Annotated in this window: 22 protein-coding genes; 10 read left to right on the forward strand and 12 right to left on the reverse strand. The window is 73.8% G+C overall.

The annotated features are described in order from the left end of the window. Nucleotides 1–70: 70 nt before the first annotated feature. The 4 genes from ACLIYP_RS03985 to ACLIYP_RS04000 all read right to left on the reverse strand — a co-directional run bounded on the left by ACLIYP_RS03985 (nucleotide 71) and on the right by ACLIYP_RS04000 (nucleotide 2802). A complete protein-coding gene (locus tag ACLIYP_RS03985) occupies nucleotides 71–499 on the reverse strand; it encodes a pyridoxamine 5'-phosphate oxidase family protein (protein ID WP_412711738.1) in 429 nt (142 codons plus the stop codon). 133 nt (nucleotides 500–632) lie between these two features. Continuing rightward, nucleotides 633–1340: a response regulator gene (locus ACLIYP_RS03990; RefSeq protein ID WP_412711739.1), complete on the reverse strand. Its 708-nt coding sequence runs from the start codon at nucleotides 1338–1340 to the stop codon at nucleotides 633–635. Nucleotides 1341–1563: 223 nt separating this feature from the next. Beyond that, nucleotides 1564–2178 carry a CBS domain-containing protein gene (locus tag ACLIYP_RS03995; RefSeq protein WP_412711804.1) on the reverse strand — a complete coding sequence of 205 codons (615 nt, stop codon included), beginning with the start codon at nucleotides 2176–2178 and terminating at the stop codon, nucleotides 1564–1566. 162 nt (nucleotides 2179–2340) lie between these two features. Next, nucleotides 2341–2802 carry a Crp/Fnr family transcriptional regulator gene (locus ACLIYP_RS04000; protein ID WP_093656288.1) on the reverse strand — a complete coding sequence of 154 codons (462 nt, stop codon included), beginning with the start codon at nucleotides 2800–2802 and terminating at the stop codon, nucleotides 2341–2343. Between the two features lie 306 nt (nucleotides 2803–3108). Between ACLIYP_RS04000 and ACLIYP_RS04005 the strand changes: the two genes are divergently transcribed. Both ACLIYP_RS04005 and ACLIYP_RS04010 read left to right on the forward strand, forming a co-directional pair. Continuing rightward, nucleotides 3109–3744, forward strand: coding sequence for a hypothetical protein (locus tag ACLIYP_RS04005; RefSeq protein WP_412711805.1), 636 nt, complete (start codon nucleotides 3109–3111; stop codon nucleotides 3742–3744). A gap of 247 nt (nucleotides 3745–3991) precedes the next feature. Beyond that, nucleotides 3992–4882, forward strand: coding sequence for a universal stress protein (locus tag ACLIYP_RS04010; RefSeq protein WP_412711740.1), 891 nt, complete (start codon nucleotides 3992–3994; stop codon nucleotides 4880–4882). A gap of 200 nt (nucleotides 4883–5082) precedes the next feature. Here ACLIYP_RS04010 and ACLIYP_RS04015 read toward each other — a convergent pair whose 3' ends face one another. Together ACLIYP_RS04015 and ACLIYP_RS04020 are read right to left on the reverse strand one after the other, a co-directional pair. Continuing rightward, nucleotides 5083–6297, reverse strand: a complete 1215-nt coding sequence (locus ACLIYP_RS04015) for an acyl-CoA dehydrogenase family protein (protein WP_412711741.1) — start codon at nucleotides 6295–6297, stop codon at nucleotides 5083–5085. Nucleotides 6298–6313: 16 nt separating this feature from the next. Beyond that, complete coding sequence (locus ACLIYP_RS04020) at nucleotides 6314–6784, reverse strand: SCP2 sterol-binding domain-containing protein (RefSeq protein WP_412711742.1); 471 nt, start codon at nucleotides 6782–6784, stop codon at nucleotides 6314–6316. A gap of 79 nt (nucleotides 6785–6863) precedes the next feature. Here ACLIYP_RS04020 and ACLIYP_RS04025 point away from each other — a divergent pair, with 79 nt between their 5' ends. Then, the gene (locus ACLIYP_RS04025) at nucleotides 6864–7601 is read left to right on the forward strand and encodes a TetR/AcrR family transcriptional regulator (RefSeq protein WP_412711743.1); all 738 of its coding nucleotides are present in this window, start codon (nucleotides 6864–6866) and stop codon (nucleotides 7599–7601) included. Here the strand turns inward: ACLIYP_RS04025 and ACLIYP_RS04030 are convergent. Continuing rightward, nucleotides 7587–8501 carry a MaoC family dehydratase gene (locus ACLIYP_RS04030; protein WP_412711806.1) on the reverse strand — a complete coding sequence of 305 codons (915 nt, stop codon included), beginning with the start codon at nucleotides 8499–8501 and terminating at the stop codon, nucleotides 7587–7589. The genes ACLIYP_RS04025 and ACLIYP_RS04030 overlap by 15 nt on opposite strands. 92 nt (nucleotides 8502–8593) lie before the next feature. Then, entirely contained in the window at nucleotides 8594–10006 is a 1413-nt protein-coding gene (locus ACLIYP_RS04035) for a 3-oxoacyl-ACP reductase (protein WP_412711744.1), read from the reverse strand. 74 nt (nucleotides 10007–10080) lie between these two features. Between ACLIYP_RS04035 and ACLIYP_RS04040 the strand changes: the two genes are divergently transcribed. From ACLIYP_RS04040 to ACLIYP_RS04055, 4 genes are all read left to right on the forward strand, one after another. After that, nucleotides 10081–11397 carry an acetyl-CoA C-acetyltransferase gene (locus ACLIYP_RS04040; protein WP_412711745.1) on the forward strand — a complete coding sequence of 439 codons (1317 nt, stop codon included), beginning with the start codon at nucleotides 10081–10083 and terminating at the stop codon, nucleotides 11395–11397. A 164-nt stretch (nucleotides 11398–11561) separates the two neighbouring features. After that, complete coding sequence (locus ACLIYP_RS04045; RefSeq protein ID WP_412711746.1) at nucleotides 11562–13481, forward strand: AMP-dependent synthetase/ligase; 1920 nt, start codon at nucleotides 11562–11564, stop codon at nucleotides 13479–13481. Nucleotides 13482–13491: 10 nt separating this feature from the next. Then, entirely contained in the window at nucleotides 13492–15333 is a 1842-nt protein-coding gene (locus ACLIYP_RS04050) for a GMC oxidoreductase (protein ID WP_412711747.1), read from the forward strand. 206 nt (nucleotides 15334–15539) lie between these two features. Continuing rightward, the gene (locus ACLIYP_RS04055) at nucleotides 15540–16640 is read left to right on the forward strand and encodes a polysaccharide deacetylase family protein (protein ID WP_412711748.1); all 1101 of its coding nucleotides are present in this window, start codon (nucleotides 15540–15542) and stop codon (nucleotides 16638–16640) included. Between the two features lie 65 nt (nucleotides 16641–16705). Here the strand turns inward: ACLIYP_RS04055 and ACLIYP_RS04060 are convergent, their stop codons facing one another. After that, nucleotides 16706–17101, reverse strand: coding sequence for a hypothetical protein (locus ACLIYP_RS04060; protein WP_412711749.1), 396 nt, complete (start codon nucleotides 17099–17101; stop codon nucleotides 16706–16708). 65 nt (nucleotides 17102–17166) lie between these two features. Then, the gene (locus tag ACLIYP_RS04065) at nucleotides 17167–18870 is read right to left on the reverse strand and encodes an ATP-binding SpoIIE family protein phosphatase (RefSeq protein WP_412711750.1); all 1704 of its coding nucleotides are present in this window, start codon (nucleotides 18868–18870) and stop codon (nucleotides 17167–17169) included. Nucleotides 18871–19338: 468 nt separating this feature from the next. On the opposite strand from ACLIYP_RS04065, the gene ACLIYP_RS04070 reads away from it, so the two are divergent. The 3 genes from ACLIYP_RS04070 (at nucleotide 19339) to ACLIYP_RS04080 (ending at nucleotide 21945) form a co-directional block, all read left to right on the forward strand. Next, nucleotides 19339–20439: a GDSL-type esterase/lipase family protein gene (locus tag ACLIYP_RS04070; protein ID WP_412711751.1), complete on the forward strand. Its 1101-nt coding sequence runs from the start codon at nucleotides 19339–19341 to the stop codon at nucleotides 20437–20439. Nucleotides 20440–20670: 231 nt separating this feature from the next. Then, a complete protein-coding gene (locus tag ACLIYP_RS04075) occupies nucleotides 20671–20904 on the forward strand; it encodes a DUF397 domain-containing protein (RefSeq protein WP_101258089.1) in 234 nt (77 codons plus the stop codon). Nucleotides 20905–21039: 135 nt separating this feature from the next. Next, entirely contained in the window at nucleotides 21040–21945 is a 906-nt protein-coding gene (locus ACLIYP_RS04080; protein WP_412711752.1) for a helix-turn-helix domain-containing protein, read from the forward strand. 83 nt (nucleotides 21946–22028) lie between these two features. Here the strand turns inward: ACLIYP_RS04080 and ACLIYP_RS04085 are convergent, their stop codons facing one another. Then, nucleotides 22029–22844 carry an SAM-dependent methyltransferase gene (locus ACLIYP_RS04085; protein ID WP_412711753.1) on the reverse strand — a complete coding sequence of 272 codons (816 nt, stop codon included), beginning with the start codon at nucleotides 22842–22844 and terminating at the stop codon, nucleotides 22029–22031. A 242-nt stretch (nucleotides 22845–23086) separates the two neighbouring features. Continuing rightward, entirely contained in the window at nucleotides 23087–24103 is a 1017-nt protein-coding gene (locus ACLIYP_RS04090) for a LacI family DNA-binding transcriptional regulator (protein ID WP_412711754.1), read from the reverse strand. Between the last annotated feature and the right edge of the window lie 115 nt (nucleotides 24104–24218).

Consider the following 24218-nt stretch of genomic DNA (forward strand, 5'->3'; position numbering starts at 1 on the left):
CGACCGGGGAAGCGAGGAGCGCGGGTGCCCCGGCCGGGGGAGGCCGGGGCGCCCGCGCGGGGGCGGAGGCTCAGACGGTCCCGGCGGGCGAGACGTCGTCAAGCACCCGGCCGGTCACCAGCTCCGGCTCGATCCGCACATAGACCCCGTCCTCGATCGGCGCCCAGGACAGGGGCCCGGACCGGCTCAGCCGCTCGGCCTCACCGGGATCGGCCACCTTCGAGGCGCGCCCGGTGACGACCACGCTCCAGCCGGAGCGCGTCGACTCGTCGAACCGGTCCGCCTCGAAGGCCACCACACTGCCGTCCACCGCGCGGGCCATCCGCGACGCGCCCGAGGTGCGCAGGACCACCGCCTGGTCGCGGTCCAGGAAGAAGTTGACGGGGAGGACGGCGGGCAGCGCGTTCTCGGTGTAGACGATGCGTCCCAGAGGGACCTGTGCCAGCAGGTCCAGGCACTCCTGCCGGTCGAGCTCGCGGAAGCCGTCGTGTCGGTGCATGCGTCCATGGTGCGCGCGCCACCCGGGCGGGGGTAGGGCCGGTCGGCCCCATCCGGGGCGAAAACGGGCGGGGGCCGCCCGGTGTGCGGCCCCCGCCCGGTACGCCGGCCCCGCCCGCCTCCGCGGACCTCGCTCAGCGCGGCTGCTGCCCCGTGGAGTGCGGGGCGGTCTGGGTGGCGATGACGGCGGCCTGGACGCGCCGCTCCACCCCCAGCTTGGCCAGCAGCCGGGAGATGTTGTTCTTGACCGTCTTCTCCGACAGGTAGAGCTGCCGGCCGATCTGCCGGTTGGTCATCCCCTCGCCGATCAGGGCCAGGATGTCGCGCTCGCGGGGCGTCAGCGAGGCCAGTGCGGCGTCCTGCGGCTCCTCGGCGGGCTCCTCGGTGTCCTGCACCCGCAGGCTGTTCATCAGCCGCGCCGTGGTCGCCGGGTCCAGCATGGACTGCCCGGAGGCGACGGTGCGCACGGCGGCGATCAGGTCCGAGCCCTTGATCTGCTTGAGGACGTAGCCGGAGGCGCCGGCCATGATCGCGTCCAGCAGCGCGTCGTCGTCGTCGAACGAGGTCAGCATCAGACAGGCCAGCTCCGGCATCCGCGAGCGCAGCTCGCGGCAGACGGCGATGCCGTTGCCGTCGGGCAGGCGCACGTCCAGGACGGCCACGTGAGGACGCAGGGCCGGGCCGCGCGCGAGGGCCTGCTCGGCCGTGCCGGCCTCGCCGACCACCTCGATGTCGGGCTCGGCGTCCAGCATGTCGTGCACGCCGCGCCGCACCACCTCGTGGTCGTCCAGGAGGAACACCCGGATCGGGTCCTGTGGTGAGAACTGCTGGGCCTGGGTCATACGGATCCTTCACGCTGTCGGTCAGGGGCACGCCCCCCTGCCCCACGATCCTGCCCCGACCGGCCCGTTCCGCGCCAGGGCCCAACGGCCCCACCGCCCGCACGCGCGGGCGGGAACGCGGGGCCGCCCGTTCCCGGCACGCCGCCCCGGACGCCGGCTCCGCCACCGGCGGCCCTCGGCGGTCACCGGTGGTCACCTCCGGCCTCCTCCGGTCACCGGCTGCTCACGCGGACCGCGTCAGGTCGAACCCGACGTCCACCACCCCCTCCACCGACCGCGCCATCCGGGCGGCCACCGGGACCAGGGCGGTGTTGCGGATCTCACCCGTGAAGGTCACCACGCCGTCCGCCACCCGCACCCCCACGCTCCGGTCCCCGCCGGGGAAGAGGGGCTCGACGACGTCCCGGCGCACCTCCCGGGCGATGTCCTCGTCCGGGCGCAGGAAGACCTTCAGCAGGTCCCCGCGGCTGACGACGCCGACCAGCAGGCCGTCGGCGTCGGTCACCGGCAGGCGCTTGACGCGCCGGCGCGCCATGATCCGCGCCGCCTCGGCCAGTGTGGCGCGGGCGTGGACGCACACCGCCGGCGCCGTCATCAGCTCGCCCGCGGTCACCGCCCCCACCCGGGCCAGCTCCTCCGGGCGCCGGAGCTGCTCCATGCGGCTGGGATCGCCGTCCCGGAACTCCTCCTTGGGCAGCAGATCCGCCTCGGAGACGACGCCGACGACGCGGCCCTCGCCCTCCAGCACCGGCAGAGCACTGACCTTCCACTGCTCCATGGTCATCACGATCTGCTTGAACGGGGCGTCCCGGCCCACGGAGACGACGGTCTGGCTCATCACGTCGCCGACGGTGTGCGGGGTGTGCGGGGCGCCGTCCATGCCGTCCACGGCGTCCGCGCCGCCCATCGTGCCCGCGCTGTCCATGCTGTCCGCGCTGTCCATGCTGTCCTCCTCCTCGAGTTCCTCGAGATCCTCCGCCGTGACGCGCAGGGGCGCGCGTCACGGCATGGGCCCGCTTCCGTAGGGCCCGTACAGGTCCAGCAGCCGGGTGCGGGCGGCCTGCAGCCGGTGCGAGATGATCTCGGCCATCCGCAGGGCCACCGCGCGTCCCAGCACCGGGTCGGCGTCGCACAGCTCCCGCACCCGGGCGGCGTCGAACTCCAGGGCCCGCACCGGGCTGAGCGCCTCGGCGCCCAGCTGCCAGGTGTAGGGCGGGAAGAGCCAGGACCAGCCCAGCAGGTCGCCGTGGGAGAGGGTCTCGACCGCAGCCGGGCGGCGGCCGGGCACTCGCATGTCGAGGGTGACCGAGCCGGTGCGGATCACCCAGAACCGGTCGGCCCGGTGGCCCTCCTCGGAGATGCGGGCGCCGGCGGGGAAGGAGACCTCGCGCGCGAGTTCCAGCAGCCGCTCGCGGCTCTCCGGCGGCAGCGCACCGAGCAGGTTGTTGGCGGTGACGATCATGGCGGGCCTCCCTGGCGGTGAGTGGGTGGTGTGCGCGGAGGCGTCCGATTCCGGTTCCGGTGCGGGCGCCGTGGCGGTCCGCCGCCGCTCCCTCTACTCCCGTTGTACTCCCGCGGCCGGGAAGTGGAGCCTCACCGCCATCGTCGGATTGCTCCCACCGCCGGGGCAGGGGCCGTACGGGGGCCGGAGACGGGACCTTCGGCCCCCGCACACGGGCCCGCGGACCCCTGCTGCGCCGCCCGCCGCCGCGAGACGGTGTGAACGTGCCCGACCGGCGGGCCGACTTCCGCGAAGGGGATGAGTGAGATGGCAGTCCACGGCCACACGCACGGACACCGGGGGTTCCGCCTCCCGGTGTGGCGCACCACCCGGACCGCACCCGCGTCCGGTGAGACGGCGGCCGCGGCGACCGCGGTGCCGGCGGCGTCGGCCGCGGCCCGCGCCCTGGCCGGGCTCCGCTTCGCGACCGGGTTCGTCTTCCTGTGGGCGTTCGCGGACAAGACCTTCGGCCTGGGCTACGCGACCCCCGCCGAGCGGGCCTGGACCGAGGGCGGCTCGCCCACGGAGGGCTTCCTCAGCGGCGTGGCCGTCGGCCCCCTGGAGTCGTTCTTCCACGACATCGCCGGGGCCGCCTGGGCGGACTGGCTGTTCATGCTGGGCCTGCTCGGCATCGGCCTGGCCCTGACCGCCGGCGTCGCGCTGCGGCTCACCGCGGTCGCCGGCACCGTGATGATGGCGCTGATGTGGGCCGCGGAGTGGCCCCTGGCCCAGCACCTGTCGGACGGCAGCCCCAGCATGTCGACCAACCCGATCGTGAACTACCACGTGATGTACGCCGCCGTCATGATCGTCCTGGCGGTCGCGGCGGCGGGCGACACCTGGGGACTGGGCCGGCGGTGGGCCCGGCTGCCCCTGGTCCGCAGCCTCCCCTGGCTGCGGTGAACCCGCCGCCCCCGAGCGGACCACCGGCCCGCGGCGCCCCCGAGGCGCCGCGGGCCGGCCGTTTCCCCCGCCGGCACCGCCGGCCCCGCCCCCCTGCGGACCTCCCGGCCGCCCCCGGGGCACCCGGCGGGCCCCGCAGGACATTGGGCCCGCCCGGAAGGGACCACTGACCCCTGCCGGACGCGGGTACCCGGATCGATCATGAGGACACAGCGGCGGAGAGCCGCCCGTCAACGGAGGTGTTGTGATGGTACGTACGGTCACCGTGGGAGTGGACGGCTCGGCCGAGAGCCTGGCCGCCGCCGACTGGGCGGCCCGGGAGGCGGTACGGCGCGGGGTGCCGCTGCACCTCGTCCACGTGCGGGAGCCCGACCCCTTCACTCCTCCGGACTCCTTCGCCGACCCCGAGACCCGGCAGCACTGGGCCCAGCGGATTCCGCGTGAGGCCGCGAACGACCTCGCCCGCCGCCACCCGGGGCTGGAGATCACCACCGACCAGCTCACCGGCCGTCCCCCCGAGGTGCTGACCGCGGTCGCCGAGCAGGCCGAGGTGCTGGTCGTCGGCACACGCGGCCTGGGGCCGGTGGCCGGCTTCCTGATCGGCTCCGTCGGCCTGGCCACCGTCGCCCGTGTGAAGTGCCCGGTGGTGCTGGTCCGGGCCGGAACGGCGAAGGAGGGCGGACGGGAGGGCACCGAGTCCTCCACCGAGTCCCGGGACGTCGTCATGGGACTGGAGCTGTACCGGCCGGCCGACGAGCTGATCGAGTTCGGCTTCGAGGCCGCCGTCCGGCGCGGCGCCGCGCTGCGGGTCGTCCACGGCTGGAACCCGCCGCTGGTCTACGGCGTCGACCCCATCGCCGTCGACCCCCGCCTGGCCACCGACCTGGCCGAGGAGAGCTCCCGCGCCCTGAACGACGCGCTGCGCCACTGGCGGGAGAAGTACCCGGACGTCGAGGTGAAGGCGCAGGCCGTGGTGGGCAGGGCCGCCCGCCATCTGACGGAGGCCTCCGAGGACGCATCGCTGGTCGTCGTCGGCCGCCGCAACCGCCGCTCGCCGATCGGCTTCCACATCGGGCCGGTCGCCCACGCGGTCATGCACCACTCCAAGGCGCCCGTCGCCGTCGTACCGCTCGACTGAGGCACGACCGCCGCGACGGCGCCGCACCCCGGGCCGCGAGCCTTCGGTGAGCACCGAAGGCTCGCGGCCCCGGCGTTCCCCGACCGCCGACGCCGACCGCCGACCGGGCCCCGGCCGGCGGTCGGTCAGGACGTGGACGCCTCCGGGGGGCCGACGACCACGAGGCGCCCGTACGGCGCAGGGCGAGGGCCGCGCCGGTCTCAGCGGATGTGGCGGCCGGAGACCGCGCGGGCGATCACCAGGCGCTGGATCTCACTGGTGCCCTCGAAGATCGTGTAGATCTTCGCGTCCCGGTACATCCGCTCCACCGGGTGCTCCCGGCTGTATCCGGCCCCGCCGAGGACCTGGACGGCCTTCTCGGTCGCGGCGACGGCCAGTTCGCCGGCGCGCAGCTTGGACATCGAGCCCTGGGCCGCGTCGAAGGCGCGGCCGTTGCGGGCCATCCAGGCCGCCTGCCAGATCAGCAGCCGGACGGCCTCGATCTCGGTCCGCAGATCGGCCAGGGCGAAGGCGACGGCCTGGTTCTCGACGATGGGGCGGCCGAAGGCGACGCGGCCGCCCGCGTACTCCAGGGCGTACTCGTAGGCGGCGCGCGCGATGCCGAGCGCCTGCGCGCCCACGGTGGGCCGGCTGACCTCGAAGGTCGCCATGGCGGCCTGGCCCTTGGCCCGTCCGCCCTCGCGGGCGCGGGCCAGGCGCGCGTCCAGCCTCTCCCTGCCGCCCAGCAGGCAGTGGCCCGGCACCCGCACCTCGTCCAGGAAGACGTCGGCGGTGTGCGAGGCCCGCAGTCCCAGCTTCCTGATCTTGCGCCCGGCCTCCAGACCGGGAGTGCCTGGCGGGACGATGAACGCGGCCTGGCCGCGGGCGCCGAGCTCCGGCTCCACCGAGGCCACCACCACGTGCACGTTCGCTATGCCGCCGTTGGTGATCCACGCCTTCTGGCCGCTGATCACCCACTCGTCCCTCGCCTCGTCGTACCGGGCGCGGGTGCGCATGGCCGAGACGTCGGAGCCGGCCTCGGGCTCCGAGACGCAGAAGGCCGCCACCTTGGGATCGTCCTGGTCGCCGAAGCACTGCGGGACCCACTCGGCGAGCTGGTCGGGGGTGCCGGCGGAGAAGATGCCCGCCACCGCGAGCGAGGTGCCGAACAGGGCCATGCCGATGCCGGCGTCGCCCCAGAACAGCTCCTCGTTGGCGATCTGGAGGGACAGGCCGGAGGGGTCGCCGTACATGTCGGCCAGGGACTCGAAACCGTACAGGCCTATCTTCGCCGCCTCCCGGATGACGGGCCAGGGAGTCTCCTCCCGCTCGTCCCACTCGGCGGCGGCCGGGCGCACGACGTCGGCGGCGAAGCCGTGCACCCACTCGCGCAGGTCGTGCTGCTCCTCGGTGAGGTCGAGGGAGAAACCGCTCATGACCGCAGTCCGCCCCTCACGCCTTGGGGATGTCGAAGTAGCGGGTCAGGCCGGAGGCCAGGCCGACGTCGCCGGCCAGCTTCAGCCTGCGCGTCATGAACATCGTCACGGGGCTGGCGTTGCCGGAGACGAGCCTGAGGAACTCGGCGTCGCCCATGGTCAGCGTCACGCGCGGGTCGGTGCCGCCGCGGCCCTCGCGGACCGTGCAGGTGCCGCCCGAGATGGCGATCTCGTGGACGACCTCGGTCTCCCCGGTGACCTTCCAGCGGATCACGGCGTCCAGTGTTCCGGCCCGCTCGGGCCGGAACTGCCGCTCCATGCGCCGGAAGACCTCGCCGAGCACGCGCGTGCGCAGCTCGCCGCGCATGATCTCGGCGATCTCCCCGTTGGACAGGCCCTTGACGATCCGCGCGAACTCCTCGGGGGAGACGGCGGCGAAGTCGAGGGCGGCGAGGTCGGCCGGCTCCCGGCTGACGCCGTTGGTCATGGGGTTCCCCTCACTCTTCTTACTCGGAAGTAAATTTACTGGTGAGTAAGATTACGATGCGGTAGGTAGGCTGGCAAGGGTGAGCGGCGAACGCAGGCGACGGGTCCCCCGGCGGATCCGGGAACGGCAGATCATCGACGTGGCGGTCCAGGTCTTCGCCAGGCGCGGATACCACCCCGCCTCGGTGGACGAGATCGCCGAACTGGCGGGCATCTCCAAGCCGATGGTCTACCTCTACCTCGACTCCAAGGAGGGCCTGTTCCTGGCCTGCCTGCGCCGTGAGGCCGAGCGGCTGGTGGCGGCCTTCCAGGGCGCGGCACGCGATGTGCGCACCCCGGAACTGCGGCTGTGGGCCGGACTGTCGGCCTTCTTCGCCTTCGTGGCCGAGCACCGCGACAGCTGGGTCGTCCTCCACCGCCAGGCTTCGCAGCTCAGCGAGGCCATCACCGCCGAGGTCGCCCAGGCCCGCCGCGCGGTCATGGCCGAGGTCGCGGGCCTGGTCCGGGACGGGATCGGCGAGGCCCTCGGACCTGTCCCGGTCGCCGACGAGGAGGCCGACTTCGTGGCCCACGCGCTGGTGGGCGCGGCGGACTCGCTCACCGACTGGATGGAGCGCCACCCGGGGGAATCCCCGGAACGGGTCACCCGGCGCCTGATGAACATGGTGTGGGTGGGCATGCGCAACGTGCTGGCCGGCGAGATCTGGACACCGCCGGCGGGTTCCGGGTCCCCGGGCCCGGAACCCGCCGGGAGGCCCGGGACGGCGGGTTCCGGGCCCGGGGACCCGCCGTCCCGGGGACGCTCAGCCCAGGAGTGAGACCTCGCCGCGCAGGTGCTCGCGCCCCGCGTCGCCGTCCCCGCGCAGCCGGAAGTCCCACAGCACGCCGGCGCCGGAGGACGCGGCCGGGCCCGTGGCGCACAGGCGCACCGCCGAGGGCAGCGGGACCGGGGCCCGGAAGGAGACCTCCACCCGGCAGGCGTCGGGCAGCCGCTCCTCCAGCGCCGCCAGACAGCGGGCCTTGGTCCACATGCCGTGCGCGATGGCGCGCGGGAAGCCGAACAGCCGCGCGGTGAGCGGATGCAGATGGATCGGGTTGCGGTCACCGGAGACGGCGGCGTAGGCGCGCCCCGCCGAGCCGGGCACCTCCCAGCGCTCCTCCAGCACCGGACCGCCCGGGACGCCGGCCCCGCCGGGCAGGGCCCCGCCGGAAGCGGTCCCGTCGAAGCGGGCCCCGGTACGCGGTCCGGCTCCGGCCGCCCCCCGCCCCCGGCGCAGGTACGTGCTGACGGACCGCCACACCGTACGGGCGCCGTCGTCGGCCTCGGCCGTCACGTCGAAGGCGGTGCCCTTCGGATGCGGCCGCAGGTCCCCGGCCCACACCCGGTAGGTGAGCCGCTCCCCGGCCTCGACCGGCCTGTGCCGGTCGATCCGGTTGGCGATGTGGACCAGCCCGAGCAGCGGCAGCGGGAAGTCCCGCCGGGTCATCAGCGACATCGCCAGCGGGAAGGCGACGAGGTGCGGATACGTCACGGGCAGCCGGGAGGTGTCGGCGAAGCCGCAGATCCCGGCGTAGCGGCGCAGCCGCGCGGGATCCGCCGCGACATCGCGCAGCACCAGCCGCCGCGCCGGTACCGGGCCTCCCCGCCCGCCGCCGGACTTGGGCAGCACCGCGCGGAGGTACAGCCCGGCCGTGCCCGGCGCGGACGGCAGCTCCAGCGCCTCCGGCTCCCCGCGGCCGGCGCTCCCCGCGCCCCCGGCGTCCTCCGAACCCCCGGCGTCCTCCGTGCCCCTCACGTTCTCCACGCCCCTCACGCTCCCAGCAGGGACTGGCCGCACACCCGCAGCACCTGGCCGCTGACCCCGCCGCTGCCCGGCGAGGCGAGATAGGCGACGGCCTCGGCCACGTCGACGGGCTGCCCGCCCTGCTTCATGCTGTTCATACGGCGGCCGGCCTCCCTCACGAACAGCGGCACCGCCGCCGTCATCCTCGTCTCGATGAAGCCCGGGGCCACCGCGTTGACGGTGACGCCACGCCCGGCCACGACCGGTGCGAGGGCCTGGACCAGCCCGATCAGACCCGCCTTGCTCGCCGCGTAGTTGGTCTGCCCGACATTGCCCGCGATGCCGCTGATGGAGGAGGTGCACACGATCCGGCCGCCCTCGCGCAGCACCGGCCTGCCCGAGTCCCCGGCCTCCAGCAGCCGTTCGGTCAGGCGCTCCACCGCGGTGAGGTTGACCGCGATCACCGAGTCCCACCTCGCGGCGTCCATCCGGCCCAGGGTCTTGTCGCGGGTGATGCCCGCGTTGTGCACCACGACGTCCACGCCGCCGTGGCGGGTGCTCAGGTGCTCCGCCAGGGCGTCGGCGGCGCCGTCGGCGGTGATGTCCAGCTCCAGCGCGTCCCCGCCGATCCGCCCGGCCAGCTCGCGCAGTTCCCCGCCCTGGCCGGGCACGTCCAGGCAGACCACCGTCGCCCCGTCCCGGGCGAGGGTTCCGGCCACCACCGCGCCGATGCCGCGCGCCGCTCCGGTGACCACGGCCGTCCTCCCCTCCAGCGGGCGCTCCCAGTCGGCCGGTGCGGCGGTCCCCTCCACGGGCCGCCCGATCCGGACCACCTGGCCGGAGACGTAGGCCGAACGGGCCGAGAGCGCGAAGCGCAGCGTGGACTCCACCGCGTCCTCCGCCCCGGGCGCGACGAGCAGCAGATGCGCGGTCGCCCCGCGCCGCAGCTCCTTGCCGACCGAGCGAACGAAGCCCTCCAGCGCCCGCTGGGCGACGGCCTGCCGCACCCCGCCGGCCGCCTCGGGCGGGGTGCCGAGGACCACGACCCGGCCGCAGGGGGCCAGTGAACGGATCCGCGGGTGGAAGAAGTCGTGCAGGGCGCGCAGCCCGCCGCTGTCGGTGATGCCGGTGGCGTCGAAGACCAGTGCGGCGGTGGCGTTCCGGGAACCGGGGGAGCCGGGGGAGCCGGGGGAAGCGGGAGAGCCGGGGGAAGCGGGAGAGCCCGCGGAGCCGCTCGCCGCGCCCGGCAGCGAGGCCACCAGCTCGCGCAGCGGCCCGGTCAGCCGGCCGCCCTCGGCGCCGTCCACGACCACCGGGCCGGACAGGACCGGGCGGCCCGGGCGGTGGCGCTCCAGTATCTCCGGGCGCGGCAGGCCCAGGCGCCGGGCGAGGAGGGCGCCGGGTCCGGAAGCCGTCAGTTTCTGGTAGCGGTCCACCATTGATTTCTCCTTACGCATGAGTAAGTTTACTCCGAAGTAAGTAGAGGGGTTTCCTACCACAAGGAGTAGTGGCCATGGCAACGGCCGTCCGCCGCGTCGCGATCGTCGGCAGCAACCGCATCCCCTTCGCCCGGGCGGACGGGCCCTACGCCACCGCCTCCAACCAGGAGATGCTCTCCGCCGCGCTGGCCGGCCTGGTCGAGCGCCACGGCCTGCGCGGCGAACTGCTGGGGGAGTTCGCCGCGGGCGCGGTCCTCAAGCACAGCCGGGACTTCAACCTCGCCCGGGAGGTGGTGCTCGGCAGCGCACTGGACCACCGCACCCCCGCGTACGACGTCCAGCAGGCGTGCGGAACGGGTCTGGAGACCGTCATCCTCGTCGCCAACAAGATCGCCCTGGGGCAGATCGAGTGCGGCGTCGCCGGCGGCGTGGACACCGCCAGCGACGCACCGCTGGGCGTCAACGACGACCTGCGGAAACTGCTGCTCAAGGCCCGCCGCGCCCGCTCCCTGCCCCAGCGCGTGGGCGCCCTGGCCCGGCTGCGCCCCAGGCACGCCGTCCCCGACATCCCCCGCAACGCCGAGCCTCGCACCGGCCTGTCGATGGGCGAGCACGCCGCCCGAACCGCCGCCGAGTGGGGCATCACCCGCGCCGACCAGGACGCCCTGGCCGCCACCAGCCACCGGCGCCTGGCCGCCGCCTACGAGCGCGGCCTCCTCGACGACCTGGTCACCCCCTTCCGGGGCCTGGAGCGCGACCAGAACCTGCGTCCGGACAGCACGCCGGAGAAACTCGCCCGGCTCAGGCCGGTGTTCGGCGAGGGCGAGGGGGCCACCATGACCGCCGGCAACTCCACGCCGCTGTCCGACGGCGCCTCCACCGTGCTGCTGGCGAGCGAGGAGTGGGCCGCCGAGCGCGGTCTGCCGGTCCTGGCCTACCTCACCCACTCCCGCACCGCCGCCGTCGACTTCGTCGGCGGCTCCGACGGGCTGCTCATGGCACCGGTGTACGCCGTGCCGGAGCTGCTCCGGGCCGCCGGGCTGAAACTGGGCGACCTCGATCTGTACGAGATCCACGAGGCGTTCGCCTCCCAGGTCCTGGCCACCCTCGCCGCCTGGGAGGACGAGGATTTCTGCACCCGCCGCCTGGGTCTGCCCGGCCCGCTGGGCACCGTCGACCGCGACCGGCTCAACGTGGCCGGCTCCTCCCTCGCCGCCGGGCACCCCTTCGCAGCCACCGGCGGCCGGATCGTGGGCACCCTCGCCAAGCTGCTCCACGAGAAGGCCGCCGAGCGCGGCGGACCCGCCGACGCGGGGGAGCCGACCGTACGCGGCCTGATATCGATCTGCGCCGCGGGCGGGCAGGGCGTGACCGCGCTCCTCGAACGCTGACCGCCGGGCCCGTACGAGCCGCCGCCCGTACGGGCCCGCCCCTCTCCCCGGCCCGGCACAGACGCGGGAACAGACACCGACCCCGCTCCCCGAACCCGACCCGCACCTCCCACCCCCCACACCGGCCAGTGCAGTCCTCCCCACGCCGCGAACAGGAGCCGACCATGGGCGTACGCAAGGATCTGAAGAGGGCGAAGCAGCGCAGCGAACTCGCCGACCGTGTGGCGGTGGAGCTGATCCGGGAAGGCGGCGCCGTACGCGAGGCGCGCTCCTCCTGGCGCACCCCGCCGCCCGCCGCCCGGGGCACCACCGCCGACATCCCCTTCACCGGCGCCGAACAGGACCCCGGCGCGGTGGTGCTGCGCCGCAGGGAGGGGGGCCGTTGGGCCCCGGTCACCGCGGAGGCCTTCGCCCGTGAGGTGAACGCGGTCGCCAAGGGGCTGATCGCCGCCGGGCTCCAGGCCGGCGACCGGGTCGCGCTGATGTCCCGGACCCGCTACGAGTGGGAGCTGTTCGACTTCGCAGTCTGGGCGGCCGGCGGGCAGACCGTACCGGTCTACCCGACCTCCTCGGCAGGGCAGATCGAGTGGATCCTGCACGACTCCGGCGCCCGGTTCCTGATCGTGGAGACCGAGGAGAACGCCGTCACCGCCGCGGCCGCCTCGGTCTCCCTCCCCGAACCGCCGCGCACCTGGCGGATCGACGCCGGGGCCGTCGCCCAACTCTCCGACCTGGGCAGGGAGGTGGGCGACGAGAAGGTGACCGAACGCCGCGCGGGCCTGACCTCCGACACCGTCGCCACCATCTGCTACACCTCCGGCACCACCGGCCGCCCCAAGGGCTGCGTGCTGACCCACGGCAACCTCCGGGCCGAGGCGTACAACACCGTGCAACTGCTGCACCCGGTCTTCGAGGCGGCCACCGGCCAGAAGGCCTCCACCCTGCTGTTCCTGCCGCTGGCCCACATCCTGGGCCGCACCATCCAGATCGCCTGCCTCCAGGCGCGCATCGAACTCGGCCACTGGCCCAGCATCAAGCCCGACGAACTGCGGCCCGAACTCAAGCGGTTCCGCCCCACCTTCCTCGTCGGCGTGCCCTACCTCTTCGAGAAGATCCACGACACCGGACGCGCCACGGCCGAGAGGATCGGCCGCGGCTCCTCCTTCGAGCGGGCCGACCGCATCGCCGTGCGCTACGGCGAGGCCTTCATGGACGCCTTCCGCGGCGCCGGGACCGGCCCCGGCCTCAAACTCTCCCTCGCCCGGGGCCTGTACGACCTGCTGGTGTACCGGCGCGTGCGCAAGGAGCTCGGCGGCAGACTCCACTACGCCATCAGCGGCGGCTCCCCCCTGGACCGCCGCCTCAACCTCTTCTTCGCCGCCTGCGGCATCATCGTCTACGAGGGCTACGGCCTCACCGAGACCACCGCCGCGGCCACCCTCGTCCCGCCCCTGGACCCGCGCCCGGGAAAGGTCGGACAGCCCGTCCCCGGCACCGCCGTGCGCATCGCCGACGACGGCGAGGTGCTGATCAGGGGCAGCGTCGTCTTCACCTCCTACCGGAACAACCCGCAGGCCACCGCCCAGGCCCTCAGGGACGGCTGGCTCGCCACCGGAGACCTCGGCTCGCTGGATGAGGAGGGCTACCTCACCATCACCGGCCGCAAGAAGGACATCATCGTCACCTCCGGCGGCAAGAACGTCTCCCCGGCCGTGCTGGAGGACCGGCTGCGCAGCCGGCCGCCGATCGGGCAGTGCATGGTGGTCGGCGACGGCCGCCCCTATGTGGCGGCGCTCATCACCCTCGAACCCGAAGCCCTGGAGCACTGGCTGTCGGTGCGCAGGCGCCCCCTGGACACCCCCTTCGCAGAGCTGGAGAAGGACCCCGAGCTCCTCGCCGACGTCCAGCGCGCCGTGGACTACGCGAACGAGGCCGTCTCCCGGGCGGAGTCGATCCGCCGCTTCGCCCTGGTCGAGGGGGAGTTCACCGAGGACAACGGCCTGCTGACCCCGTCGCTGAAGATCAAGCGCCATGCCGTGGCCGCCGCCCACGCGGACCGGATCGACGCCCTCTACCGGAAGTGAGGGGGCAGCCATGAGCGAGCACCACGGCGGACACCACGGTGTTCACCACAACGGCCGGGGCGGCGACGGCGACGGCGCGTACGACTACGACTACGACGTGGTCGTGGTCGGTTCCGGCTTCGGCGGTTCGGTGTCCGCGCTGCGGCTGACGGAGAAGGGCTACCGGGTCGGGGTGCTGGAGGCGGGGCGGCGCTTCACCCGCCGGACGCTGCCGAAGAACTCCTGGGACCTGCGGAACTACCTGTGGGCTCCGGCGCTGGGCCTGTACGGCATCCAGCGCATCCATCTGATGGACAAGGTGATGATCCTGGCCGGCGCGGGGGTGGGCGGGGGTTCGCTGAACTACGCCAACACGCTCTACGTGCCGCCGCCGGCCTTCTTCACCGACCGCCAGTGGGGCCGCATCACCGACTGGCAGGAGGAGCTGAAGCCGTACTACGACCAGGCGAAGCGGATGCTGGGAGTGCGCACCAACCCCACCAAGACCGACGCCGACATCCATCTGGAGAACGTCGCCCGGCGGATGGGGGTGGGCGACACCTTCCGGCTCACCCCGGTGGGCGTCTTCTTCGGCGACGGCGAGGACGCCGGGGGCGAGGTGAGGGCCGCGCCGGGCGAGGAGGCGCCCGACCCCTACTTCGGCGGCGCCGGCCCCTCCCGTACCGCATGCCTGGGGTGCGGCTCCTGCATGACCGGCTGCCGGCACGGGGCCAAGAACACCCTCACCGAGAACTACCTGTACCTCGCCGAGAAGGAGGGCGCGGTCATCCATCCGATGACCACCGTCACCGAGGTGGCCGAGGACGGCGCCGGGGGCTTCACCGTGACCACCGTCCCCACCGCCGGGCGCCGCAGGAGAAGACGCACCGTGCTGCGCTGCCGCCGGGTCGTCCTGGCCGCCGGCACCTACGGCACCCAGACGCTGCTGCACCGGATGCGCGACGAGGGCGTCCTGCCGCACATCTCCCCGAGGCTGGGGGAGCTGACCCGCACCAACTCCGAGGCCCTGGTCGGCGCCCTGACCTTCCCCCGCCGCTACCGCAGGAAGCACGGGCCGGACGCGGAGCCGGACTTCACCAAGGGGGTGGCCATCACCTCCTCCATCCACCCGAACGACAACACCCACATCGAGAACGTCCGCTACGGCAAGGGCTCCAACCTCATGGCCCTGCTCTGCGTGCCGCAGTACCGCAGGGACGGCCCGCTGCCCGGATGGCTCGCCGCGGCACTCCAGTTCCTGCGGCACCCGGTACTGGTGGCGCGCACCGCCACCACCTACCGCTGGTCGGAGCGGACGATCATCGGTCTGGTGATGCAGTCCCTGGACAACTCCCTGACCACCTACCGCAAGCCCAAGGGACTGGGCAAGGGCCTGCTGACGGCGAAGCAGGGCCACGGCACGCCCAACCCGGACCACATCCCCGAGGGCGCCGAGGCGGTCAGGCTGCTGGCGGAGGAGATAGGCGGCTTCCCCGGGACCAACCTCGGCGAGCTGATGGGCAAACCGCTGACCGCGCACTTCCTGGGCGGCTGCCCGATCGGCGCCTCCCCCGAGGAGGGCGTCATCGACCCCTACCACCGGCTCTACGGCCACCCGGGCATCTCGGTCGTGGACGGCTCGGCCGTCTCCGCCAACCTCGGCGTCAACCCGTCGCTGACCATCACAGCCCAGGCCGAGCGGGCGATGTCCCTGTGGCCCAACAAGGGCGAGGCCGACCCCCGCCCCGAGCAGGGCGCCGACTACGTACGCGTGAGGCCGGTGGCGCCCCGCAGCCCCGCCGTCCCCGCGCACGCCCACGCGGCCCTGGTCCTGCCCGTGCCGCCGCTCCCGCCGGCCCCGCCCCCGGAGTGAACCCCACGGGCCGGACCCAGCCGGAACCCGCCCGGAACCCGCCCGGAACCGGCCGCACCGGCGGCCCCGGGCGGGTGACGGCCGAACGGCCCACCCTCCACCGATCGGCCGAGCGTGACAGGAGAAGAACGCACCGCTACCGGAGTCTGGGGGAGACGGCCCGGCGACCGGCCGGACGTCACCCTTCCCGACACCCGGAGGGCACCATGCGCCACATCATCCGAGGTGACCGCGCGGCGCTGGCCGCGATCGCCATAGTCCTCGCCGGCTGCTCCGCGACAGCCGGCTCCCGGACCCCCGCGACCCCCGACGACCAGGCGCCGAAGGCACCGTGGAACGAGCAGCGGGACTCCCACCAGAACCCGCAGGGGGACAGAACCGCGAAGACGCGGGGCGAGGCCGGGGACGGCTCGGGGGAGACCGACCCGGCGGCGGTACGGGCCAACGAGCTGGGCGCCGTACCGGTGCTGATGTACCACCGGATCGTGGACGAACCCGCGAGCATCGACGACCGCACCCCCCAGGAGTTCCGCGCCGAGCTGGAGCGGCTGGCACGGGAGGGCTACGTACCCGTCACCGCGCGGGAGTTCACCAGTGGCGAGATGGACATACCCGCCGGAACGCATCCGGTGGTGCTCACCTTCGACGACTCGACCCCCAGCCAGTTCCGGCTCGGCGCGGACGGCCGCCCCGACCCCGGCACCGCGGTGGGCATCCTCATGGACGTGGCCGAGCGCCACCCGGGATTCCGGCCCGTGGCGACCTTCTTCGTCAACGCCGACCCGTTCGGCGAACCCGGCGGCCGCAAGACGCTGAAGTGGCTGGACGAGCACGGGTTCGAGGTCGGCAACCACACCCTGAAGCACAGCGTCCTGGAGGACGCCGACGACGCGATGGTCCAGTGGGACATCGCCTCCAACCAGTGGCTGATCGACAAGGCGCTGCCCGACTCGCCGGTGGTGTCGATGGCGCTTCCCTACGGCTCCATGCCCCGCGACCGGCAGCTCGCCCTCACCGGCGAGTACGGCGGCGTGCGCTACCGCCACCAGGGCGTGTACCTCGCCGGCGGCCGCCCCGCCCCCTCTCCCTACTCCGCCGACCTCGACCCCGGCGCCATCCCCCGCATCCGCTCCCAGGAGGCCACCGCCGAGGAGGGCGCGTACAGCTCCTCGGCCTGGCTGGACAAGCTGGCCGACGGCACGGTCGAGCGCTACACGTCCGACGGCGACCCGGAGACGGTCAGCTTCCCCCGGGAGCAGGCGCACCGGCTCGCCTTCGACCACCGGGGGGCCGCCCGGCCGTACTGACCAGCCGTACTGACCGGCCGCACCGGCGCCGGCCGTGTCGGCAGGCCGCCGGTGCGGGCCGTGCGCTACCCGGAGCGGGGGTGCGGCACGGCGACGACCTGGTCGTCGTCCTCGTAGACGATCCGCCCCGGGTCCGAGGACCGCAGGCACCGGTACTCGATGCCGTGCGCGGCCAGGATCTCCAGATAGCCGTCCACGCGCTCGATCAGGTGCCGGGCCGAGGACTTGAACCACGCCACCGCGCCCGGGTTCACCGCGGGGTCGTAGACCGTGGGGTCGACGGAGGTGGGGTTGGTGTAGTTGGCGTCGTACCAGGCGTTGTTGACCCGCCGGAAGAGTTCCTGCCCGGCGGTCAGCCGGCCCTCCCGGGCCAGGTTGTTGACCAGTGCGAAGACCCCGGGGTGGACGTCCCGTCCACCCCGGTCCGCACCCTGGAAACGCACGTACCGCGCCTGCTCCACGCCGGCTCCCGCCCTTCTTCGGCCCGCCCCGCACCCCGGTCCGCCCCGCCCCCGGGCCGGGCGCCTCAGGAGACGGTGTGGGGGATGTCCTGCTCCGCCCAGACGACCTTCCCACCGGGCGTGCGGCACGAACCCCAGTTGCGGCTGAGCATGTTGACCAGCTGCAGGCCGCGCCCGCCCTCGTCGCTGAGCTCCGCGTGCTGGATCTGGGGCAGGTCGGGGCCGGTGTCGGAGACCTCCAGCGTCAGCCTCTCGTGCCGCATCAGACGCAGCTGCCCGGGCCCGCCGCCGTACCGCAGGGCGTTGCCGACCAGTTCGCTGACGACCAGCTCGGCGACGTCGGAGAGCTCCTCCAGGCCCCAGCGGGCGAGCCGCTCGGTGACCAGCGAGCGGGCCACGGAGGCGGCGGTGCCGTCCGGCGGCAGCGGCCACACGCACAGATCGGTGCCCGGCGGCAGCTTCCCGCCGGCGGCCACCAGCAGGACGGACTCGTCCAGGCGCTCCACACCCCCCGGCGCGATCCCGTCCGGGTTCCGGTGCTCCAGCAGCCGCTCCACCAGCTCCGGAGCGGTCTTCGCCAGCAGCCGCAGCTGTACGTCGATGTCCCCCCGGCGCGTCTTGACCAGGCCGTCGGTGTACAGAACCAGGCGGCTCCCGGCCGGCACCGGCACGGTGGTGGCGTCATAGGGGATCACCCCGGCGCCCAGCGGCGCCCCGGCGGGCACCTCGACCCGCGAGACGGTGCCGTCGGCGTCCACCAGCAGCGGCGGCATGTGCCCGGCGCCGGCGATGGTGCAGCTCGCGGTTGCCGGGTCGTAGACGGCGCACAGGCAGGTGGCCACCTGGTCGTCCTCCAGGTCGCGGGCGGCCAGGTCCAGCCGGGCCAGTACGCGGTCGGGGGCGGTGTCCAGGGCCAGCAGCGTACGGCCGACCGTGCGCAGCCGCCCCATCGTGGCCGCCGCGGGCACCCCGTGGCCCATGACGTCCCCCACCACCAGGGCCGTCCGGCCGCCGGGCAGGGCGACCACGTCGAACCAGTCGCCGCCGACCCCGCCGGGGTCCAGGCTCGGCGTGTAGTGGGTGAGGACGTCCAGGCCAGGTGTGTTCGGCGTGGCGCGGGGCAGCAGGCTGCGCTGGAGGGAGAGGACGTGCTCGCGCTCGCGTCCGTAGAGGCGGGCGTTGTCGATGAAGACCGCCGCCTTGGAGGCCAGCTCCGTCGCCAGCTCGACGTCGGCGCGGGTGAACGGGGGGCTGCCTGGGCCGCGGATGAAGTCGGCGACCCCGAGCAGCACACCGCGGGCGGTCAGCGGCACGGCCATGTAGCTGTGCACCCCCGCCTGGCGCAGTTTTGCCGCCGCGCTGGGCGTCGGGGCCACCCGCACGTAGTCGTCGCGCCTCATCCGGCCGAGCAGGACCGGCTCCTGGGCCCGCAGGCAGTGGACCGAGAGCAGTGTCTGGGGATGGACGGAGAGCTCGCCGGGCTCGTCCGGTTCCAGGTCCTCCATCTCGACGACCGAGGACACCGCGACGGCCCGGGTGACCGGCGCCTCCGCTCCCGTCCCCCGCTCGCCGCCCCCGCCGCGCAGCACCGACTCCAGCAGGTCGACGGCCGCGCCGTCGGCCAGCCGCGGTACGGCGAAGTCGGCCAGCTCCTGCGCGGTCCGCTCCAGGTCGAGGGTCGTGCCGATCATGGTGCTCGCCTGGTTGAGCCAGGCCAGGCGGCTGCGGGAGGCGCGGGGACGGGCCAGGGCGGCGGTCGCGCGGCGCATGCGCACAGGCGTCCGGCCGCTCCGCACGGGCCTGTGCCGCCGGTGGCCACCGCTGCCGTTCGCTGTCACGACTCTCCCCACTCGCACCCCGCCTCTGGCACCTCAAGGGTCTTCCGGGCCGTGGGCGGCGGCTCGTCGGGAAGAGGGGCGCTGGACCGTATGGAGGCGTCTGTTCCGCTTCCGTCGGCCCACCCCGAGGCTCGGCGACCGTTGACGGGTGCCGATCATCGCACACGGCCGTCGACCGCGGACCGCTTTCCGGGAGTTCCGGGGTTCCGGGGATTCCGGGAGTTCGGGGCCCTTCCGCGGAGGGATCGCCGCCCTGTCTTCCGAGGGTAGAGCAGCCGCTCCCGGGGCGCCCCCGGAGGCGGGGGAGCGGTCTCCGGCGTCCGCGATCCTTGACGCGCCGTCGACGCGGTGGCTTGATGACTCTGTTGGGAGCGCTCCCATTCCATCGGAAGGACGACCATGCGCAGCAGACACCTCTTACGGGCGGCCCTGACCGCCCTGGCAGTGCTTCTGGGGTTCCTCGGGCCCCTCGGGCCGGGCGCCGCGACCGCGGCCCCGGCGGCCGCCGCCGCGGAGCCGGTGCGGATCATGCCGCTGGGCGACTCCATCACCGGCTCGCCGGGATGCTGGCGCTCACTGCTGTGGAACCGCCTCCAGGACGCGGGCCACACGGACGTCGACTTCGTCGGAACGCTCGGCCCCCAGGGGTGCGGGCAACCCCACGACGGCGACAACGAAGGGCACGGCGGCGCGCTGGTGACCGATGTGGCGAGCCGGAACCTGCTGCCGGGCTGGCTGGCCGCCACTCGGCCGGACATCGTTGTCATGCACTTCGGGACCAACGACGTCTGGAGCAACCGCTCGCCGGAGACCGTCCTCGCCGCCTACGGCACCCTGGTTGACCAGATGCGGGCGAGCAACCCGGGCATGAAGGTCCTCGTCGCTCAGATCATCCCGATGAACCCCGCCACCTGCGATGAGTGCGCCGGGCGCGTCGTGGCGCTCAACGAGCGGATCCCGGACTGGGCCCGCTCCAAGAGCACCCCCGAATCGCCGGTGATCGCGGTCGACCAGTGGACGGGCTTCAGCACCGCGAGTGACACCTACGACGGCGTGCACCCCAACGCCTCTGGCGACGAGAAGATCGCCGCCCGCTGGTTCCCGGCCCTGGCGGGCCTGCTGGCGGGGGACGGTTCCGGTGAGCCCGGTGAGCCCGGTGAGCCCGGTGACCCGGACGACCCCGGCCGGGACGAGGCCGCCTGCACCGCCTCGTTCCGCGTGACGTCGAGCTGGCAGGGCGGCTACCAGGGCGAGGTGACGGTGGGCAACACCGGGACCGGGCCGATCTCCGGCTGGACGGTCCGGATCGTCCTGGACGGAGGCGGACGGATCACCCATGCCTGGAACGGAGTCCTCGAAGCCGGCGCGGACGGCTCCGCCGCCGTGCGCAACGCCGCCTGGAACGGAACGGTCCCCGCCGGGAGCGGCGTGTCGTTCGGTCTCGTGGCGTCCGCCGACTCCGCCCCGGCGGCCGTCGCCTGCTCCGCCACCGCGGCCTGACCGCCGCCGGCCCGTACGGACCGACGGGTCCGTACGGATCGGAGCCTGTCGGAGAACCGGGTACGGGAACCGGCCACCGGGACTACTATCCTCGACTGTCGCACGGTGCTGCAATTACATCTGCGCTTGCAGGTGTAATTGCAGCGCCGCCGACGCCTGTACGCGCAGCAACGGAACGTCATGGACCGCGGCCCGGCCCGAGGGCGCGGCCGCGGCCAGTGAGGGGCGACAATGCAGCAGACCGTCAACGGCATGCCGGCCGCGGAGCTCGAGGGCGCGGCATGGCGCAAGAGCCGCCGCAGCAGCATGGGCAACTGCGTCGAACTCGCCCCGCTGCCGGACGGTGCGGTGGCCGTGCGCAACTCCCGCCACCCCGACGGCCCTGCCCTCGTCTACACCCGTGAGGAGATGGCGGCCTTCCTCCAGGGCGCCAAGGACGGCGAGTTCGACGACATGGTCGGCTGAGCCGCGGCCGGCCGGGGCCGGAGGGAGTGCTTCCGCGGGATCGGCCGAACCGGCGGTCACCCGGGGACGCCGCTGTACGGCGCGGCGGTGGCGGTGGCACACTGAGTGTCTGTCCCTTTACTCAGGAGAGCACGCATGGCCGCCGAACCGAGCCGCTCCTTGTCGATAAAGCGCTATATCGAGCATCCCAAGGGCAGTCCCACGGTGCTACGCCTGGTGGTCGGCTCCCAGCTGCGGCGGCTGCACAAGGAGTGCGGCATCGACCTGGAGGAGGCGGCCAAGGCGATCCGCGGCTCCACCGCCAAGGTCAGCCGGCTGGAGCGGGGCCAGGGCGCGTGCAAGGAGCGCGACGTCGCGGACCTGCTGACGCTCTACGGGGTGCTGGACGAGGACGAGCGGGCGGACTTCCTCGCCCTGACCCGCCAGACGAACACCCGCGGATGGTGGCACCGCTACAGCGACGTCCTCCCCGAGTGGTTCGAGCGGCACCTCGGTCTGGAGGAGGCCGCCGCGGTCATCCGCACCTACGAGGTGCAGTTCATCCCGGGCCTGCTGCAGACGGAGGAGTACGCCCGCGCGGTGACCCGTCTGTGCCACCCCCACGCCTCCGCCCAGGAGAACGACCGGCGGGTCCGGCTGCGGATGGAGCGGCAGGCGCTGCTCACCCGGCCGGACGCCCCGCGCCTGTGGGCGGTCCTGGACGAGGCCGCCCTGCGGCGCCCGCTCGGCGACACCGGGGTGATGCGCGGTCAGCTCCGCCGTCTGGTCGAGGCGGCGCGGCGGCCGAACGTCACGCTGCAGGTCGCGCCGTTCGAGACCGGCGGCCTGGCCGCGGTGGGCGGCCCGGTGACGATACTGCGCTTCCCCGAGCCGGACCTGTCCGACGTCGTCTATCTGGAGCAGCTGACCAGCGCGCTCTACCTGGACAAGGAGGAGGACGTCGACCACTACCTGTCCATCATGGACCGGCTGTGCGCGGTCGCCGAGACCCCCGTGGACAGCGTGGCCTTCCTGGAGGAGCTCCTGGAGCGGCTGGGCTGAACACGTGGGCGGGAGCGCCCCGTTCGTGTGTGGGGCCGCCCTCCCGGGAGGGCGGCCCCACACACGAACGGGGCGGCGGAGTCTCAGGGCCTGCGGGCGACGCCCCCGAACTCCTTCCACTCCCAGGTGCGCTGCCTGGGACCCACGTCCGAGTCCGGCCGCCAGGTGGAGACCTCCACCAGGCCGGGCTCGAGGATCTCCAGCCCCTCGAAGAACCGCTCGACCTCGTGCGGCTCCCTGACCCTGCCCCAGTTGCCCCCGGTGCTCCTGTCCATGAACTCGGTCACGGACCTGCGCGTCTCGGCGTCCTCGCTGACCAGCTGGCAGATCACGAAGATGCTCCCCGGCGCCAGCCGGTCGGCCACGCGCTTGACCACACCGGCCGGGTCGGCGGAGTCGGGAACGCAGTGGAAGACGGAGTTGAACAGGGCGGCGACGGGCCGGTCGAAGTCGATCAGCCGGACGGTGTCCGGGTGGTCCATGACGCCGTCGGTGTCGCACATGTCCGCCTGTATGACGGTGGTGTTCTCGTTCTCCGCCAGCAGCGCGCGGCCGTGGGCCAGCACGATCGGGTCGTTGTCCACGTAGACCACGCGCGCCTCGGGGTCCACCCGCTGCGCGACCTGGTGGACGTTGTCCTGGGTGGGCAGGCCGGAGCCGTGGTCGATGAACTGCCGGATCCCGTACTCCCGCGCCAGGACGCGCACCACGCGCTGCAGGAAGCGGCGGTTGTTGAGCGCCAGCGCCTGGGTGCTGGGGACGACCTCCAGGAGCTTCTCGGCCGCCTCCCGGTCGACGGCGTAGTTGTTCTTGCCCCCCAGGTAGTAGTCGTACATGCGCGCGGCAGTGGGGACGGTGACGTCGATCTTGCTGGTGAGGGGTTCCCTGGACTGGTTCATCCGGGCCTTCACAACCTTCCGCGTGGGAGCGTGTCGGGACAGGGCGGCACCCGCCGAGTGGGGCAACCATGCTGCCAGGCGCGGTCTTCTCGCGCTGCGGAAAGCGAACACTCGCCGGACGCCCTCCGCGGCGCGCTCCGGGAGACCGGCCGGGAGCGACCGCGCTCGGCCGGCGGCCCGTTCGGCGGCGCCGCCCGCCGCCGGGTACGGGGGCCGTGCGCGGGCGGTATGCGCGGGCGGTGTCAGGTGGAGTCGCGCACGACGAGCGAGGTGGGGAGCACCACGTGCTGCCGCACGCCGCCGGGCTCGCCGATCTCCCGCAGCAGCAGTTCGGTGATCCTCCGCCCGATCTCCTCCACGGGCTGCCGCACGGTGGTCAGCGGCGGGTCGGTGTGCCGGGCGACGATCGAGTCGTCGAAGCCCACCACCGCCACGTCGTCCGGCACCCGCCGCCCCTGGCGGCGCAGTTCGGCCAGGGCGCCCGCCGCCATCACGTCCGAGGCCGCGAAGACCGCGTCCAGGCGGGGGCGGCGCTCCAGCAGCCCGCGCATGGCACGGCGTCCGCCCTCCTCGGTGAAGTCGGCGGGGGCGACCAGTTCCCCGCGCACCTCCCGCCCGGCCTCGTCCAGCGCGTCCCGCCAGCCCCGCAGGCGGCCGTCGGCGACGTCCATGTCCACCGGGCCGGTGATGGTCGCTATCTCGCGCCGTCCGCGTTCGACGAGGTGGCGCACCGCGTCGCGCGCGCCGCCGATGTTGTCCGAGTGCACGTGGTTCAGCGACTCGGCCGGGGAGCGGCGCCCGGCCAGGACGGTCGGCAGCCCGAGTTCCTCCAGCAGGCCGGGCAGCGGATCGTCGCGGTGCACCGAGACCAGCAGCACGCCGTCCACCCGGCGCGCGGTGAGGAAGCGGGTGAGCTGGTCCATCTCCCGCTGGTCGCGGACGAGGGTGAGCAGCAGCTGGATCTGGGTGCCCGCCAGGCCGTTGCTCACCCCGCGGATCACGGCCGAGAAGTAGGGCTCCGACCCCAGCCGGCTCTCCGACTCCGGTATGACCAGGGCTATGGAGTCGGTCCTGCTGGTGACCAGCGACCGCGCCACGGAGTTGGGCACGTAGCCCAGTTCGGCGATCGCCGTCTGCACCGCCGCTCTGGCCTCGTCGCTGACCAGGGGGGAGCCGTTGAGGACCCGGGAGACGGTGGTGCGACCCACTCCGGCCCGGGCGGCCACGGTCTTGATGGTCGGCCGCCGAGTGGCCCCCATGGCGTACCCGCCTCCTCTGTCTGCGTCGCGCCGCGCACGGCGCTCACCAGCGCATTGTGTCAGACGGCCGTGCGGCGACCGCTGTGGCGCCGGTGCTCGCGGAAGCCTCGGCGGG

It is taken from the genome of Streptomyces nanhaiensis (genome assembly GCF_046614825.1).
GTDB classification, from domain to species: domain Bacteria; phylum Actinomycetota; class Actinomycetes; order Streptomycetales; family Streptomycetaceae; genus Streptomyces; species Streptomyces radiopugnans.